Source organism: Streptosporangium sp. NPDC020145, from assembly GCF_040631275.1.
In the GTDB taxonomy this organism is placed as follows: domain Bacteria; phylum Actinomycetota; class Actinomycetes; order Streptosporangiales; family Streptosporangiaceae; genus Streptosporangium.
Genome location: NZ_JBEXZT010000007.1, coordinates 218,770 through 232,912 on the forward strand (window position 1 = coordinate 218,770; position 14,143 = coordinate 232,912).

The window sequence follows — 14,143 nt, forward strand, 5'->3', positions numbered from 1 at the left end:
CCCCTCCGGTCCGTCCGGGTCAGTCGGTCTTCTGGGCCAGCAGCAGCAGGCCACCGGGGATGTTGGGACGGACCGTCTTGCGGATCTCGAACCCGCCCTGGCGGAAGGCGTCGCTCCAGCCCTCCTCGCTGAGCAGGCCCTGCCCCATCAGCGCGTGGATGAGGGTGAACTCCGGGGTGAAGGTCTCCGGGCAGGCGCGGTCCCGCTGCGGGGGAAGCACCTCGGCCGCGAGCACGTGCGCCCCGGCCGGGAGCCGCTCGGCCAGGCCACGCAGATATGAGACGAAGTAGTCGAGGCCCTGCTCCAGCACCTCGTGCATGAAGAAGAAACCGACCACGAGGTCCACGGTCTCCAGGCCGGGGATCGCGGCGGCGTTGGAGGCGTCCGCCTCGACCACCGTGATGCGCTCCGTCAGGCCGTCCTTGGCCACTTCACGGCGGGCCTCCGCGATCGCGTCGGCGCTGATGTCCACGCCCAGGCCGTCGGCGTCCTTCAGCCCGCAGATCCCGATGAGGTTGCGGGCGTTCCCGCAGCCGAAGTCGGCGACCCGGGTGAACTCGATCTCGGACAGCAGGGAGTGCACATACGGCTTGAGGTCCTCCAGACCGAGGTCGGCCGAGGAGACCGCGACGATCCGGCCGTCGCGCGAGATGTCCTTGCCGTACTTGCTCTTGCCGGAGACCAGTTCGCCGAAGCGCCAGAACGGCTCGCCGAAGCCTCCCGCGATCCAGAAGATGTAGCCACGGTCGCGCAACAGTTCCCGGCCGTACCCGGTGAGCCGGTAGACGTCGCCGTCGGGTGCCACGACCCCGCGGTCGACCAGGTAGAAGACGGTGTCCCGGGCCAGCTGGAGGTTGCCGCCCACGTCCTCGACGCGCAGCCCCTTCTCCTCAAGGATGTCCAGCACGCCCAGGTCGTCGAGCGAGGCGATGACCGAACACATGATGTAACCCTCAAGCAGCTCGAAGGAGTGCCGACGGGGGATGCCCCGGATAGCGAAGTCGTTCGTGGCCATAACAGTCCTTTCATGTTTCCTCTCCGCGGCCCCACGGGCAGCGGCGCAGGAAATTGGACGACAGGATACGAGGACGTTCAGCGCCCGCCGGAAAGCCGCCCCGACCATGGGACAAAACGTTCGCCCAGGGCCGGAAAAAGAAATCCGGAAACTATCGGCGGGGCTGTCGAAAACGGGCCGACGGGTAAATCCTCCAGGCTCGCCGTGGGAGTCGGATCAGCCGACGCGATGATTATGCCGCACGCGCCGGTGACGAACCAGAGGCCGGGATCGATTTTCTCTTATTCTGGGACGGAATGCGATGATCACTCGTGCTTCGGGCAGGTGCACAAACCGTCGAAGCCCTGGGCGCGGCGCTCAGAAACAGTGAATCCTCCGGCGCCCCAGTTGTCCAGCGGCACTTCCTGAACAATGACGTAGATCCGCTCCGGATCCTTGCGCAGCACGTCGTGCACCAAGTCGGTGACGCCGTCGATGAGTTGCTTCTTCTTCTCGGCGGTGAGGTTCTCGTTGATAACCTGAATGGTGACGATCGGCATAACGCTACCTCCGGGTCGGGAAGCCGTCGGCGCCGGCCGTTGGCGGCCTCGGACCGGCGCCGTGATCAATGAATCAGGTGCAGCGCGTCTGGGACGGCGAGCCTCGGTCAGGCCGCCGGACGGGGCAGGGTCCGCGGCTTGTAGGACGGGCGGTTCGCCTCGAACGCGGCGATCTCGTCCTCGTGGCCCAGTGTCAGAGTGATGTCGTCCAGACCGTTGAGCAACCGCCAGCGGGCGTTCTCGTCCATCTCGAACGGGGCGGTCACACCGTCGGCGCGTACCTCACCGGACTCCAGGTCCACGGTGATCTCGGCCGCCGGGTCGGCCTCGGTCAGGGACTGCAGCCGTTCCACGACCTCCTGCGGCAGCACCACGGTGAGCAGGCCGTTCTTGAGCGAGTTGCCGCGGAAGATGTCGGCGAACCGGGAGGAGATCACGGCCTTGAAGCCGTAGTTCTGCAGGGCCCAGACCGCGTGCTCGCGCGAGGAGCCGGTACCGAACTCGGGTCCCGCGACCAGCACGGTCGCGCCCTGCCGTTCGGGCCGGTTCAGCACGAACTCCGGGTCGGCGCGCCAGGCCGCGAAGAGCGCGTCCTCGAAGCCGTCGCGGGTCACCCGCTTGAGGAAGTGGGCGGGGATGATCTGGTCGGTGTCGACGTTGCTGCGGCGCAGCGGGACGGCCCGGCCGGTGTGGACGGTGAACTTCTCCATGGTGTCAGGCCTCCAGCAGGTCGGCGGGGGAGGAGAGGCGGCCGGTGACCGCGGTCGCGGCGGCGACGACGGGCGAGACCAGGTGGGTGCGTCCGCCCTTGCCCTGCCGGCCCTCGAAGTTGCGGTTCGAGGTGGACGCGCTGCGCTCGCCGGGCGCCAGCTGGTCCGGGTTCATCCCCAGGCACATCGAGCAGCCGGCGAACCGCCAGTCGGCGCCGGCCTCGGTGAAGACCTGGTGCAGGCCCTCCGTCTCCGCCTGCAGCCGGACCTTGGCGGAGCCGGGGACCACCAGCATCCGGACCCCCTCGGCGACCCGGCGGCCCCGCAGCACGTCGGCGGCGGCGCGCAGGTCCTCGATCCGGCCGTTGGTGCACGAGCCGAGGAACACCGTGTCGACCCGGACCTCGCGCAGCGGCGTGCCGGCCTCAAGCCCCATGTAGGACAGCGCCCGTTCGGCGGCGGAGCGCTCGACCGGGTCGGTGAAGGACTCCGGAGCCGGGATCAGCGAGCCCAGAGGAGCGCCCTGTCCGGGGTTGGTCCCCCAGGTGACGAAGGGCGTCAACGCGGCGGCGTCGATCACCACCTCCTTGTCGAAGACCGCGTCCTGGTCGGTGTACAGCGTCTTCCAGTAGGCCACCGCCGCGTCCCAGTCCTCGCCCTGCGGCGCGTGCGGACGGCCCTTCAGGTAGGCGAAGGTGGTCTCGTCCGGGGCGATCATCCCGGCCCTGGCGCCCGCCTCGATGGACATGTTGCAGATGGTCAGCCGGCCCTCCATCGACAACCCGCGGATCGCCTCGCCGCGGTACTCGATCACATGGCCCTGGCCGCCGCCGGTGCCGATTTCGGCGATCACGGCCAGGATCAGGTCCTTGGCGGTGACCCCTTCCGGCAGCTCGCCCTCGACGGTGACGGCCATCGTCCGGAACGGCGCCATCGGCAGGGTCTGGGTGGCCAGCACGTGTTCGACCTGCGAGGTGCCGATGCCGAACGCCAGGGCACCGAAGGCGCCCAGGGTCGAGGTGTGCGAGTCTCCGCAGACCACCGTCATGCCGGGCTGGATCAGGCCCAGCTGAGGGCCCATGACGAAGACGATGCCCTGCTCGGCGTCGCCCAGCGAGTGCCGCCGCACACCGAACTCGTCGCAGTTGCGGCGCAGCGTCTCGATCTGGTTGCGGGAAACCGGGTCGCTGATGCGGTCGATCACGTCGGTCGGGACGTTGTGGTCCTCCGTCGCGATGGTCAGGTCGGTGCGCCGTACCGAGCGCCCGGCAAGCCGGAGGGCTTCGAACGCCTGCGGGCTGGTGACCTCGTGAAGCATGTGCAGATCGATGTAGAGAAGGTCGGGCTCGCCCTCGACACGTCGGATGACGTGCTCGTCCCAGACCTTCTCGGCGATTGTCCGTCCCATACGGCCCTCCGAGTTTCCGTGCATTATCTTGAAATGTGAGACGACACGTCTCGCAACGGACCGGACTCTAGTCGATCACAAGCCACGTCCGGAGCCAAATCCCAAAACGGCACAGGACAACTGTGACCCAATCTCTTTACGGACTAAACCCCCTTCGGAATATCTGGAATCTCCCTATGGATTAAACCCCTCCGGATATGAGTCTCGAATTCTGAGATTTTTAGCCGGAATCGTAGACATACTCAGTCTCCAAAAGTAGCTTCGCCAACGGCGCAACCCTGCCCGGGAGATGGCCGAGTGGCCGTTCACAGAAGGAGATTGTCGCTATGTCCGTTTCTGTGGAGTTAGCCCTTCCCCGATGCGCGGACGCTCTCAGCCCCCGTGCACTCGTCGAAATCATCAGCTCCTGGCTGCACATTCCCGCCACCGAACTCGATCTCACCGTCAACGCCGACCAGCGCAGGATCGTGATCGAGGCCGTGCGCACGATGAACGAATTGGCGGGCGGCGGCGACTCAGCGGCTTTCCATCAACAACAGTTACTGCTCTCCAGGCTCTACGGCCTGGTGCTGCGACTCCCCCAGGCGGTCACCGCCGAAGGTTCCGTGGTACTCCACGAGGTGGTCCGACTGCTGGAGGAGGCCACTCTGGCCCGCGAGGACCACGGGGTCGACACCGTCCTGCTGGACGAGGCGCCCGCCGACCCGAAGGACTACCTGTCCTGGCTCAAGAACCTCGCCCGCCGGCACCCCGCCTACAAGCATCCGTACTACGCCGAGTTCATCCGCGACCGCGCCGGGCGCGAGGACCTGCGTACCTACGTCATCCAGGAGTCGGTGGTCGACGGCCGTTTCGACGACCTGCTGGCCATGATGCAGGTCGGAACCACGGACGACGCCAAGCTTGAGATCGCCCGCAACTACTGGGACGAGATGGGCAACGGTGACGCCGACCAGGTCCACACCCATCTGTTCAACCAGATCTTCCAGGTGTTCGACATCGGCGCGGACGAACTGGAGGACGCGCTGACGGCCGAGGCCCTGCTGTCCGGCAACCTCGCCGTGATGCTCTGCCGCTACCGGCGCCTGTACCCGGAGGCCGTCGGCTTCCTCGGGATGACCGAGTGGTTCGCCCCTGACCGCTTCGTCCAGGTGGTCCACGCCTGGGAGCGGCTGGGGCTGCCGGACGTCGGCATCGTCTACCACCGGCTGCACATCACGGTCGACTCCCTGCACGCCGCAGGGTGGTTCCACAACGTGATCATTCCGGCGGCGGAGTCGCCGGCCATGCGGCGCGGCATCGCCCGCGGCGCGCTCTTGAGACTCAACTCCTCCGCGCGCTACCTGGACGAGCGGCTGGCAGAGGCGCGCTCCCGCTCCTGAGCAGTGATGTGTCCCATGGCCGGAGGCCCGTCCTCCGGCCCCACACACCCGCACCCCCTGGAGTCCGCCATGCCCGTCCCCCAGCGCGGCCGGCCACCGCACACCGAACACGTCCTGCGTGAAGAGCTGCGGCTGCTGGTCTGCCGGATCAAGAACAGCGACCCCACGGCCCTCGGCGAAACCGACGACTACGCCTCGGCACTTGAGTACGACTCGCTCGACTTCGTCGAGCTGGCGGTACGCCTGGACACCGAGTACGGGATAGAGGTCGGCGCCGAGGCCGACGACCTTCCCGCTCTGGCCTCCCTCGACACCCTGACCGCCCTGGTCCGCGACCGGAGGACGCGATGAACCCGCGCCACGGCCGGCTCCCGTCGCTTCTCGGCGCGCTCTCCGCCCTGGCCGAGGACACCCCCCGGCGCACCGCCCTGGTCGCCGACGATCGCGGCGTCGACTACGGGGAGCTGCACGAGCGCGTCCAGCGGACCGCCGCGGCGCTGGTGCGCCGGGGGGTGGGCCCCACCCAGCGGATCGCCGTGGTCGGCCACAAGACGGTGGACGCGGTGGTCGCGCTGCTCGCCGTACAACGGGCCGGCGCGGCTTACGTACCGCTCGATCCCCGGGCACCCGCGGCCCGGCTCGCCGACCTGGTCGCCGACGCGCGCTGCCCGCTCGTCCTGGTCTCCGCCACCGACACCGACCTCGCACGCGACCTGGCCGAACGGACCGGGACCCTCCCGCTCGGCGTCGGCGAGGCCGCCGCCGAACCAGCGACGGCCCCGCTGCCGGAGGAGATCTCCCCGGAGAGCGTCGCCTACTGCATGTACACCTCGGGAAGCACCGGCCGCCCCAAGGGGGTGCAGATCCCGCACCGGGCGGTGGACGCCTTCTTCGCGGCGGTCCATCCGCTGCTCCGTGTCGGGCCGGACGACCGCTGCCTGAACACCTCGGCGCTGCACTTCGACGTTTCGGTCGTCGATCTGCTCTACCCGCTGACACGGGGCGCGACGGTGCACCTGGCGCCCGCCGTCCCGATGCCGCCGCTGCTGAACCGGCTGATCGAGCAGGAGCGGATCACCTATTTCGCCGCGGTCGGCTCGACCCTGACCCTGCTCGCCGACCACGCCCGCGGCTTCGCCGGACGCGACCTGTCGCACCTGCGCCGGGTGATGACCGGAGCGGAGGTGCTCCAGCCGCACACCGTGCAGCGCTGGCTGGCCGCCGCCCCCCAACTCGTCGTGATCAACGGATACGGCCCGACCGAGGCCACCTGCCTGGTCGTCGCCCATCCCATCGACGAACGGGAACCGGACCGCACCGCGCCCTACCCCATCGGCCGTCCGCTGGACGGGGTCACCGTGCGCTTCCTGCGCGACGACGGGCACATCGACGAGGAGGGGCCCGGCGAGCTCCTGGTCGCAGGCGCACAGCTCATGAGTGGTTACCTGGAGCGTCCCGAGGAGGAACGGCGGGCCTTCCTCGACCTCGACGGCACCCGCTTCTACCGCACCGGCGACCAGGCGCACCGTGACGCCGACGCCGTACTCCACTTCCACGGCCGGCGGGACGACGAGGTCAAGGTCCGCGGCTACCGGGTCAACACGCAGGAGGTGCGCCAGACGCTGGAGGCCCACCGGACGGTGGGGCGCGCGTTCGTCACCGCCTCCCGGGACGGGCGCGGCCGGGAGATCCTCGCCTGCGCGGTCACCCCGCCCGGCGCCCCGGCGAGCGTCCCCTGCGGCGACGAGAGCCCGTTGCCCGCCCTGGACGCCGACCGGGCACGCGCGCTGCGGACGCACCTGTCGGAGCGGTTGCCCGGCTACATGGTGCCCGCCGACTTCCGGCTGCTGGACGCGGTTCCGTTGCTCTCCAGCGGGAAACCCGACGTCCGCGGCATCGTGCGGCGCCTGACCGCGGCCTCCCCTCGGGGGGACGCGTGAACGCGCCGCGCGCCGCGGCCCCGGCCGGCTCGCCCGTCGACGACCTGGCGCCCGCCGGACTGCGCGCCCGCGTCACCGAGTGCCTGCGCGAGTGCGCCTCCGACCGTGCCGAGCCGGTCGTCGCCGCGCTCGACGCGGCGGGCCTGTGCTTCCCCGGACTCCCCGACCGGGTCGTCCTCGCCGAGAGTCTCGCCGCGGCGCTGGACTTCGACCCGGCCGCCGAGGTGCTGGCCCGCCACGACAGGCCGGGGGCGGGCGCAGGCCTGCCGGTGGCCGCGCTGCAGGTCGCCGCCTCAGCCCGCCTGGTGGCCACGACCGGCGGCTGGCTCGGCACCCGCCACTCCTTCGGGCAGCGCCTGATCGACCACCAGGTCGTACGGTTCCGGCTCGCGGAGCTGATGGCCTACGCCGAAGGCGCGCGGCATCTGGTGCACGCGGCCACGGCCGACACGGCGGCCGGCGCGCGGGGGGACGGCGTGGTCGAGGCCGCCCGCCTCCAGGCCCGCAAGCTGCTGCGCCGTACCGCGAGGGTCTGCCTGCACCTGCACGGCGCCAGTGGGTATGTCGCCGGTCACCCGGCTCAGCGGCTCCTGCTCGCCGGTCACCGGCCCGCCGACGGAATCTCCGACGAACAGCTGCTGGACGCCGTCGCCCGGCACCTGCGAGGGGCCGATGACTGAGCCTCCGACCGCGACGGCCCCGCACCACGGGCGGCCAGGACCGGGGTTCGCCACCCCGGCCGCGTTCCGCCGGAGCGTCCGGGCGCTGGTCGACCGTCACCCCGAGGTGTTCGCGCCCGCGGTCTGGGACGTCCCCGGCCGCGTTCCGCCCGGGCGGGAGGCGGTGGTCCTGCTGGGCCGCGCCGGGCTGCTCGCCCCGGCCGCCCCTGCCCCCGCCCCGGTTCGGCGGGTGCCGCCGGAGCCGGACCCGGCCCCGTCCTGGCAGTTCGCGGCGGCGTTGCACGAGGAGCTGGGTCTGCTGCCCGCAGGGGCGGTGGTCCTCACCCAGGTCGAGGTGGCCGCCAAACTGCTGGCCGCCTTCCCGGCCACCGCCCACGCCGCCCGCCAGGCCCTGGCGGGGCGGTCTCTCGCCGCGCTCGCGGTGACCGAGCCCGGCGGCGGCCTGGACTTCGACGCCATGACCACCTCGGTGCGCCGCGGTGACGAGGGGGTCGTCGTCGAGGGGGAGAAGTGGCTCTCCAGCAACGCCCCCTTCGCGGACGAACTGCTGGTGCTGGCCCGGGACACCGCCTTCGCCGACTCGGCGCTCGGGCGTCACTCCCTGGTGCGGGTCCCCGTGGACGCGCCGGGGGTCGAGGTCCACCCGCTGCGGACCCTGGGGCACCGGGGCGTCACCGGGCGGATCCGGCTGACCGGCGTCCGGCTGGCGCCTGAGGCGTTGCTCGGCTCGCCCGGTACGGGCCTGCTCACCCTGATGAGGCACTGGGTCCACGAGCGCGTCATGGTGGCGCTGCGGATGACGGCGATGGCCGAGGGGCTGCTCGCCCTGCTCCGCTCCGCCGGTGGGCCACGCTCCGGGTACGCCGACCGGGCCGCCGCCGAGCTGTTCGTCGACATCGCCCAGGAGCGGGCGTCCTGCCGGCGGGCGCTCGAACTGCTCGGAGCCGGCGGCTGCCCGCCCCGGACCGCGGCGGGCTGCAAGCTCCGATCGGCCGACGTGCTGCGGCGTACGGCCGAGGCCGCGCTCCGGCGCGAGGCGGAACTCGCCTCGACCCGGCCGCGCTTCGCCGGACTCGACCCTGCCGATCCGGGGCTGGCGGAACGCGCGTTGCGCGACGCCACCGGCCTCGCCCTGGCCGGCGGCAGCGACGAGGCCCTGCTCATGGTGATCGCCCGGGAGCTGCGGTGACCGAAGCCGTTCCCGCGCGCCGATCGGCCGCGCTGCCCTGCCGTACCCCGGTCGAAGGATCGCCGCCGCTGTTCCTGCTGCCCGCCGCCGGTGGCTCGACCACGCTCTACCGCGACTGGCCGGACGCGCTCGGACCGGGGGTCACCCCGTGCCCGGTCGAACCTCCGGGCCGTGGGCGCAGGATGGCCACCCCGCCCTTCACCGATCTGGCGGAGCTCGCGGGCGCGCTCGACGAGGAGCTCACGCCCCCGGCCGGGAGTCCCTGGGCTCTGCTGGGGCACAGCATGGGCGCCCTGGCCGCCGTGGCCTGGGCGGCCAGGGCACACCGCCGGGGCCGGTCGCCGAGCGTGCTCTATCTGAGCGCGGCCGCTCCACCATGGCTCCACTCCACCGCCGAGCCCCTGGTCCACCTCGACGACGACGGCCTGTGGCGCCACATGCTGGGCCTGGGCGGCCTGTCGGCCGAGGTGGCCGGGAACGACACGGCCCGCAGGCTGCTGACCCCTCTGATGCGGGCCGACGTACGGGCCGCCGCGTCCTGGCGGCCCGCCGCCGCTGTCGCGGTCGGCTGCCCCGTGGTGGCGTTCGTCGGGGCGCGGGAGACGGAGTTCCAGCCGTCCCTGGCTCTGGAGTGGCGGTCCGTCGCCACCGGCGGATTCGCCGCGCACGTGCTGCCCGGCGGTCACTTCTACCGGCACGGCCTGACCGATCTGCTGCCCGTGGTCTCCGCCGACCTCATCCGGCGCTTTCCTCCTGCCGAACCGTCCTGAACCGTCCTGAACCGTGCGTCCACCCGCACGTTCGACCAGGGAAAGGAAACCTTCATGGTCCTGCGGTCCGACGTCCTCCCCGACACCGCCCCCGCACCGCTGGTGCTGATCGCCCCCGGGGTCCTCGACCCGCTGCTGGACGACGCGCTCTCCCAGTACCGGCGGGCCTGTGACGGCTCCCGCCGCGGCGAGCCCTACCTTCCCCGCTGCTGGGCCCTGCTGCTGGGCCAGATGGACCAGGGCGCCCTTCGGGTGCAGGCGTTGCGCTGGGCGGGCAACGTCCGGGAGAGCGACGAGGCGGTGCTGGAGGAGTTCGCCGAAGTCATCGTGCCGTGTTTCGGCTCCTCCTATACCAACGGCAGGCGCGGCTACTGGTGTGATCCGGCCGAGCTGTTGAAGATCATCCGCGAGGCGGAGGCGCAGGGGCTGGACGTGCTCGGCTCCGTCCACATGCACGCGGACATGCACCGCTTCTGGCCCGAGCACGCCAACGGCCAGCTGCTCAGCCACCGCCCCACCGCGATGGACGAGTACCTGTTCCGCAACGGGGGCTGGCCGCTGAACATGATCTGCCATCTGGAGAGCTTCGGCGACGACGTGGCGCTGAGCGTCGGCGCCTGGGCGCCACCCGTCTTCGAGGACGAGAACGGCAGGGCTACCGCCATGGAGGTACGGCTCAGCCTCGGCAGCTCCAGCGTGCCGGTGGAGAGCCGGAGGCCGGAGTGATCAAGCGCGTGGTGCTGGTCAGGACCGATCGGCCGGCTCGGATCGACGACGAACTCGCCCGCCTGGCGGGGCTCAGGGGCACCGTCCCCTGCCTGCGGGACATCGAGGTGGCCGCGGACATCGGTGGTCGTTGCCTCGGCTACGACCGGATGTTCGCGCTGAGCTTCGGTGACGCGGAGGACATCGCGGCCTGGAGCGACCACCCGGCCCACGCCCCGCTGCGGACCACGCTGCTGCGAGACGCCGAACTGCTCGTCTTCGAATACCGGACACCGACGATCATCTCACAATCCGATACAAAGCATCTCTCATATTGATCGCGACTCATCTGGCGAGTAGTCAGGAGGGAACACAGCTCGCCGGATGAACGACCAGACCGTCCAGAGGAGAACCACCGTGAACAAGTCGGCCGCCCCGACACCGGGCGACACCGGCCGCAAGCGCTGGCTGATGTTGGGCCTCGGCGTCGCCGCCCAGGCCGTCGCCTGCGTCTTCGTCTACGGGGTCCCGTACCTCGTCCCCGAGCTCCGCTCGACGGAGCACCTGTCGCTGGCGCAGGCGGGGGTGGTGATCTCCGCCCCCACGATCGGGCTCATGGCCGCCCTGGTCGCCTGGGGGGCCGCGGCCGACCGGTACGGCGAGCGCGTCGTCCTGGGCCTCGGCCTCGCCCTGTCGACCCTCATCCTGTTCGCCGGCCTCATGGTGCACGGTCTCGTCCTGCTCTGGGTCGTCTTCTTCCTGGCCGGGGCCGCCGGCGCCTCGGTCTACGCGGCCAGCGGCCGAGTCGTCATGGGCTGGTTCAGCGCCAAGGAGCGCGGCCTGGCCATGGGTGTACGGCAGACCTCCACCCCGCTCGGCATGGGCGTCGCCGCCCTGGCCATCCCGCCGCTGGCCGCCGGGAACGGCATCTCCGCCGCCCTGCTGTTCACCGCCGTGCTGACCGGTGTGGTCGGACTGGCCGTCGCGATCTGGGTGGTCGACCCGCCGCGCCCCGCGAAGCCCACCGCCGACGGGGCCGCGACCAAGCCGCCTTCCCCCTATCGCAGCCCGGTCCTGTGGCGCGTCCACGGTGCGAGCGCCCTGTTGGTCTGGCCGCAGTTCACCGTCGGCGCCTTCGGACTGCTCTATCTCGTCGATGTCCAGCACTGGAGTGTCACCGACGCCGGCCGGTTGATGGCCGTCGGCCAGCTGGCGGGCGCGCTCGGCCGAATAGCGGTGGGCAAGTGGTCCGACCGCGTCGGCAGCCGGCTCCGTCCGATGCGGCAGCTCGCCCTGGTCAACGGCGTGCTGATGCTTCTGATGGCGCTGTGCGCGCTGTGGCCCTCCTGGGCGGCGGACGTGGTGCTGATAGCCGCGTGTGGCCTGGCCGCCAGCACCAACGGCCTGTCCTTCACCTCGACCGCGGAGATCGCCGGTCCCCACTGGGCCGGGCGCGCCCTGGGCGTTCAGAACACCGGGCAGAACCTGACCGCGTCACTGACGCCGCCACTGGCCGGTGAGCTGATCGTCGTCGGCGGCTACGCCGCGAGCTTCGGCTTGGCCGCCGTCTTCTCCCTCGCCGCGGTTTTCGCCACCCCGTCGGCCCACCGCGCCGAAACCCCCCGGCCGGACCCCGCTCCCGCCCCGCTCAAGACCTGAACCCCGCGCTCCCCGGCGGAACAGCCGGTTCCCGGGGTCGCGGCCTGGAACGCGGCCTGGCGTCCGCGCACGCCGTCCTCGTCCGGCGTGCCGCCTGTGGCAGAGTGGGTGGCATGAACAGACTGGCCGAGGCCCAGTCGCCGTACCTCCGTCAGCACGCCGACAACCCCGTCGAATGGTTCGAATGGGGCGAGGAGGCGTTCGCCGAGGCCAGGCGCCGTGACGTTCCCCTGCTGATCTCCGTCGGGTATTCGGCCTGCCACTGGTGCCACGTGATGGCGCACGAGTCGTTCGAGGACCCGGCGACCGCGGCGATGATGAACGAGCGGTTCGTCAACGTGAAGGTGGACCGCGAGGAGCGGCCGGACGTCGACGCGGTCTACATGGCGGCGACCCAGGCCATGACCGGTCAGGGCGGCTGGCCGATGACGGTCTTCGCCACCCCGGAAGGCCACCCCTTCTACACCGGGACCTACTTCCCCAGGGCGCACTTCCAGCGGCTGCTCGCCGGGGTCGCCAACGCCTGGGCCGGTGACCGGGAGGCGGTCGTCGGGCAGAGCTCGACGATCGTGGAGGCGCTGAACGAGCGCAGCGCGCTGCCCACGGGACCGCTGCCGACGGCCAGGACGCTCGCCGAGGCCGTCGAGACGCTCGGCCGGTCCTTCGACCCGGTGCGCGGCGGGTTCGGCGGGGCGCCGAAGTTCCCGCCGTCGATGGTGCTGGAGTTCCTGCTCAGGTACGGCGCCGCCGCCAAGACGTCTCCCGGCGAGGAGCCGGCGGTCCTGATGGCCGAGCGGACGTTGGAGGCGATGGCCAGGGGCGGGATCTACGACCAGCTCGCCGGCGGGTTCGCCCGCTACAGCGTGGACGCCGACTGGGTGGTGCCGCACTTCGAGAAGATGCTCTACGACAACGCGCTGCTGCTGCGGGTCTACACGCACTGGTGGCGTCTCACCGGGTCGTCCCTGGCCAGGCGGGTCGCGCTGGAGACCGCCGAGTGGCTGCTGGCCGAGATGCGCACCCCCGAGGGCGGCTTCGCCTCGGCCCTGGACGCCGACAGCGAGGGCGTCGAGGGGAAGTTCTACGTCTGGACGCCCGAGGAGATCCGCGAGGTCCTCGGCGAGGAGGACGGTGACTGGGCGGTCGCCCTGTTCGAGGTGACCGGGACGTTCGAGCACGGCACCTCGGTCCTGCAGCTGCTCGCCGACCCCGACGACGCCGAGCGCCTCGCCGACGTGCGCGCCAGGCTGCTGGCCGCCCGGGGCCGCCGGGTACGGCCGGGCAGGGACGACAAGGTCGTGACCGCGTGGAACGGCCTGGCCATAGCCGCGCTCGCCGAGACCGGGGCCCTCTTCCGGCGGGCCGACCTGGTCGAGGCGGCACGGGTCGCGGCCACGCTGATCGACGACCTCCACACGGACGGCGACCGGCTGCTGCGCACCTCGCGTGACGGCAGGGCGGGCGGCAACGCCGGGGTCCTCGAAGACTACGGCGACCTGGCCGAGGGTCTGCTCACCCTGTACGGCGTGACCGGCGAGACCCGCTGGTTCGACCGGGCGGGCGTCCTGCTCGACGCGGTGCTCGACCGCTTCTCCGACGGCTCCGGCGGGTTCTTCGACACCGCCGCCGACGCCGAACGGCTCTTCCAGCGCCCGCAGGACCCCACGGACAACGCCACCCCGTCCGGCCAGTTCGCCGCCGCCGGGGCACTGCTGACCTACGCCGCGCTGACCGGCTCGATCAAACACCGGCAGGCGGCCGAGGAGGCCCTGGGCACGGTGACCGTCCTGGCGGGCAAGCACGCGCGCTTCGCCGGGTGGGGGCTCGCGGTCGCGCAGGCCGCCCTCTCCGGGCCGGTCGAGGTCGCCGTCGTCGGCCCCGCCGGTGACCCGGCGACCACGGCCCTGCACAGGGCCGCCCTGCTGTCGACCGTACCCGGCCTGGTCGTCGCGCTCGGCGAGCCCGGCTCGGCGGGCGCCCCGCTGCTTGAGGGGCGCGGCCTGGTCGGCGGCCTTCCCGCGGCGTACGTGTGCCGGGGGTTCACCTGCAGGATGCCGGTGACCACCCCTTCGGCGCTCAAGACCGAGTTGCTCGCCTGATCCGCCGGGCAGGTCCCAGGGCTCCGCTCTCCTGGGACCTGTTCGCG

The 14,143-nt window shown here is 71.5% G+C and carries 14 protein-coding genes; 10 read left to right on the forward strand and 4 right to left on the reverse strand.

The window, feature by feature from the left end; translation table 11 throughout:
• Positions 1-19: 19 nt before the first annotated feature.
• The 4 genes from ABZ463_RS16150 to leuC form a co-directional block, all read right to left on the reverse strand.
• Positions 20-1,015: a class I SAM-dependent methyltransferase gene (locus ABZ463_RS16150; protein WP_352013819.1), complete on the reverse strand. Its 996-nt coding sequence runs from the start codon at positions 1,013-1,015 to the stop codon at positions 20-22.
• A gap of 305 nt (positions 1,016-1,320) precedes the next feature.
• Entirely contained in the window at positions 1,321-1,554 is a 234-nt protein-coding gene (locus ABZ463_RS16155; RefSeq protein WP_352013820.1) for a 4-oxalocrotonate tautomerase family protein, read from the reverse strand.
• A 107-nt stretch (positions 1,555-1,661) separates the two neighbouring features.
• The gene (gene leuD / locus ABZ463_RS16160) at positions 1,662-2,264 is read right to left on the reverse strand and encodes a 3-isopropylmalate dehydratase small subunit (protein WP_352013821.1); all 603 of its coding nucleotides are present in this window, start codon (positions 2,262-2,264) and stop codon (positions 1,662-1,664) included.
• Positions 2,265-2,268: 4 nt separating this feature from the next.
• Complete coding sequence (gene leuC / locus ABZ463_RS16165) at positions 2,269-3,672, reverse strand: 3-isopropylmalate dehydratase large subunit (RefSeq protein WP_352013822.1); 1,404 nt, start codon at positions 3,670-3,672, stop codon at positions 2,269-2,271.
• A gap of 326 nt (positions 3,673-3,998) precedes the next feature.
• Here leuC and ABZ463_RS16170 point away from each other — a divergent pair, with 326 nt between their 5' ends.
• The 10 genes from ABZ463_RS16170 to ABZ463_RS16215 all read left to right on the forward strand — a co-directional run bounded on the left by ABZ463_RS16170 (position 3,999) and on the right by ABZ463_RS16215 (position 14,096).
• Entirely contained in the window at positions 3,999-5,054 is a 1,056-nt protein-coding gene (locus ABZ463_RS16170) for an iron-containing redox enzyme family protein (RefSeq protein ID WP_362776659.1), read from the forward strand.
• Positions 5,055-5,123: 69 nt separating this feature from the next.
• Entirely contained in the window at positions 5,124-5,405 is a 282-nt protein-coding gene (locus tag ABZ463_RS16175) for an acyl carrier protein (RefSeq protein WP_362776661.1), read from the forward strand.
• Positions 5,402-6,994 (forward strand): amino acid adenylation domain-containing protein, encoded by a 1,593-nt coding sequence (locus ABZ463_RS16180; protein ID WP_362776664.1) that lies wholly within the window; start codon positions 5,402-5,404, stop codon positions 6,992-6,994. The genes ABZ463_RS16175 and ABZ463_RS16180 overlap by 4 nt, the downstream gene beginning before the upstream one ends.
• Complete coding sequence (locus ABZ463_RS16185) at positions 6,991-7,674, forward strand: acyl-CoA dehydrogenase family protein (RefSeq protein ID WP_362776667.1); 684 nt, start codon at positions 6,991-6,993, stop codon at positions 7,672-7,674. Before ABZ463_RS16180 ends, ABZ463_RS16185 begins: the two co-directional genes overlap by 4 nt.
• Positions 7,667-8,863: an acyl-CoA dehydrogenase gene (locus ABZ463_RS16190; protein ID WP_362776669.1), complete on the forward strand. Its 1,197-nt coding sequence runs from the start codon at positions 7,667-7,669 to the stop codon at positions 8,861-8,863. The genes ABZ463_RS16185 and ABZ463_RS16190 overlap by 8 nt, the downstream gene beginning before the upstream one ends.
• Positions 8,860-9,633, forward strand: coding sequence for a thioesterase domain-containing protein (locus ABZ463_RS16195; protein WP_352013828.1), 774 nt, complete (start codon positions 8,860-8,862; stop codon positions 9,631-9,633). Before ABZ463_RS16190 ends, ABZ463_RS16195 begins: the two co-directional genes overlap by 4 nt.
• Positions 9,634-9,687: 54 nt before the next feature.
• Positions 9,688-10,359: a hypothetical protein gene (locus ABZ463_RS16200; protein WP_352013829.1), complete on the forward strand. Its 672-nt coding sequence runs from the start codon at positions 9,688-9,690 to the stop codon at positions 10,357-10,359.
• Positions 10,356-10,676: a Dabb family protein gene (locus ABZ463_RS16205; protein ID WP_352013830.1), complete on the forward strand. Its 321-nt coding sequence runs from the start codon at positions 10,356-10,358 to the stop codon at positions 10,674-10,676. The genes ABZ463_RS16200 and ABZ463_RS16205 overlap by 4 nt, the downstream gene beginning before the upstream one ends.
• 79 nt (positions 10,677-10,755) lie before the next feature.
• Positions 10,756-11,997: an MFS transporter gene (locus ABZ463_RS16210; protein WP_362776674.1), complete on the forward strand. Its 1,242-nt coding sequence runs from the start codon at positions 10,756-10,758 to the stop codon at positions 11,995-11,997.
• Positions 11,998-12,110: 113 nt separating this feature from the next.
• Positions 12,111-14,096 (forward strand): thioredoxin domain-containing protein, encoded by a 1,986-nt coding sequence (locus ABZ463_RS16215; protein WP_362776676.1) that lies wholly within the window; start codon positions 12,111-12,113, stop codon positions 14,094-14,096.
• Positions 14,097-14,143 lie beyond the last annotated feature (47 nt).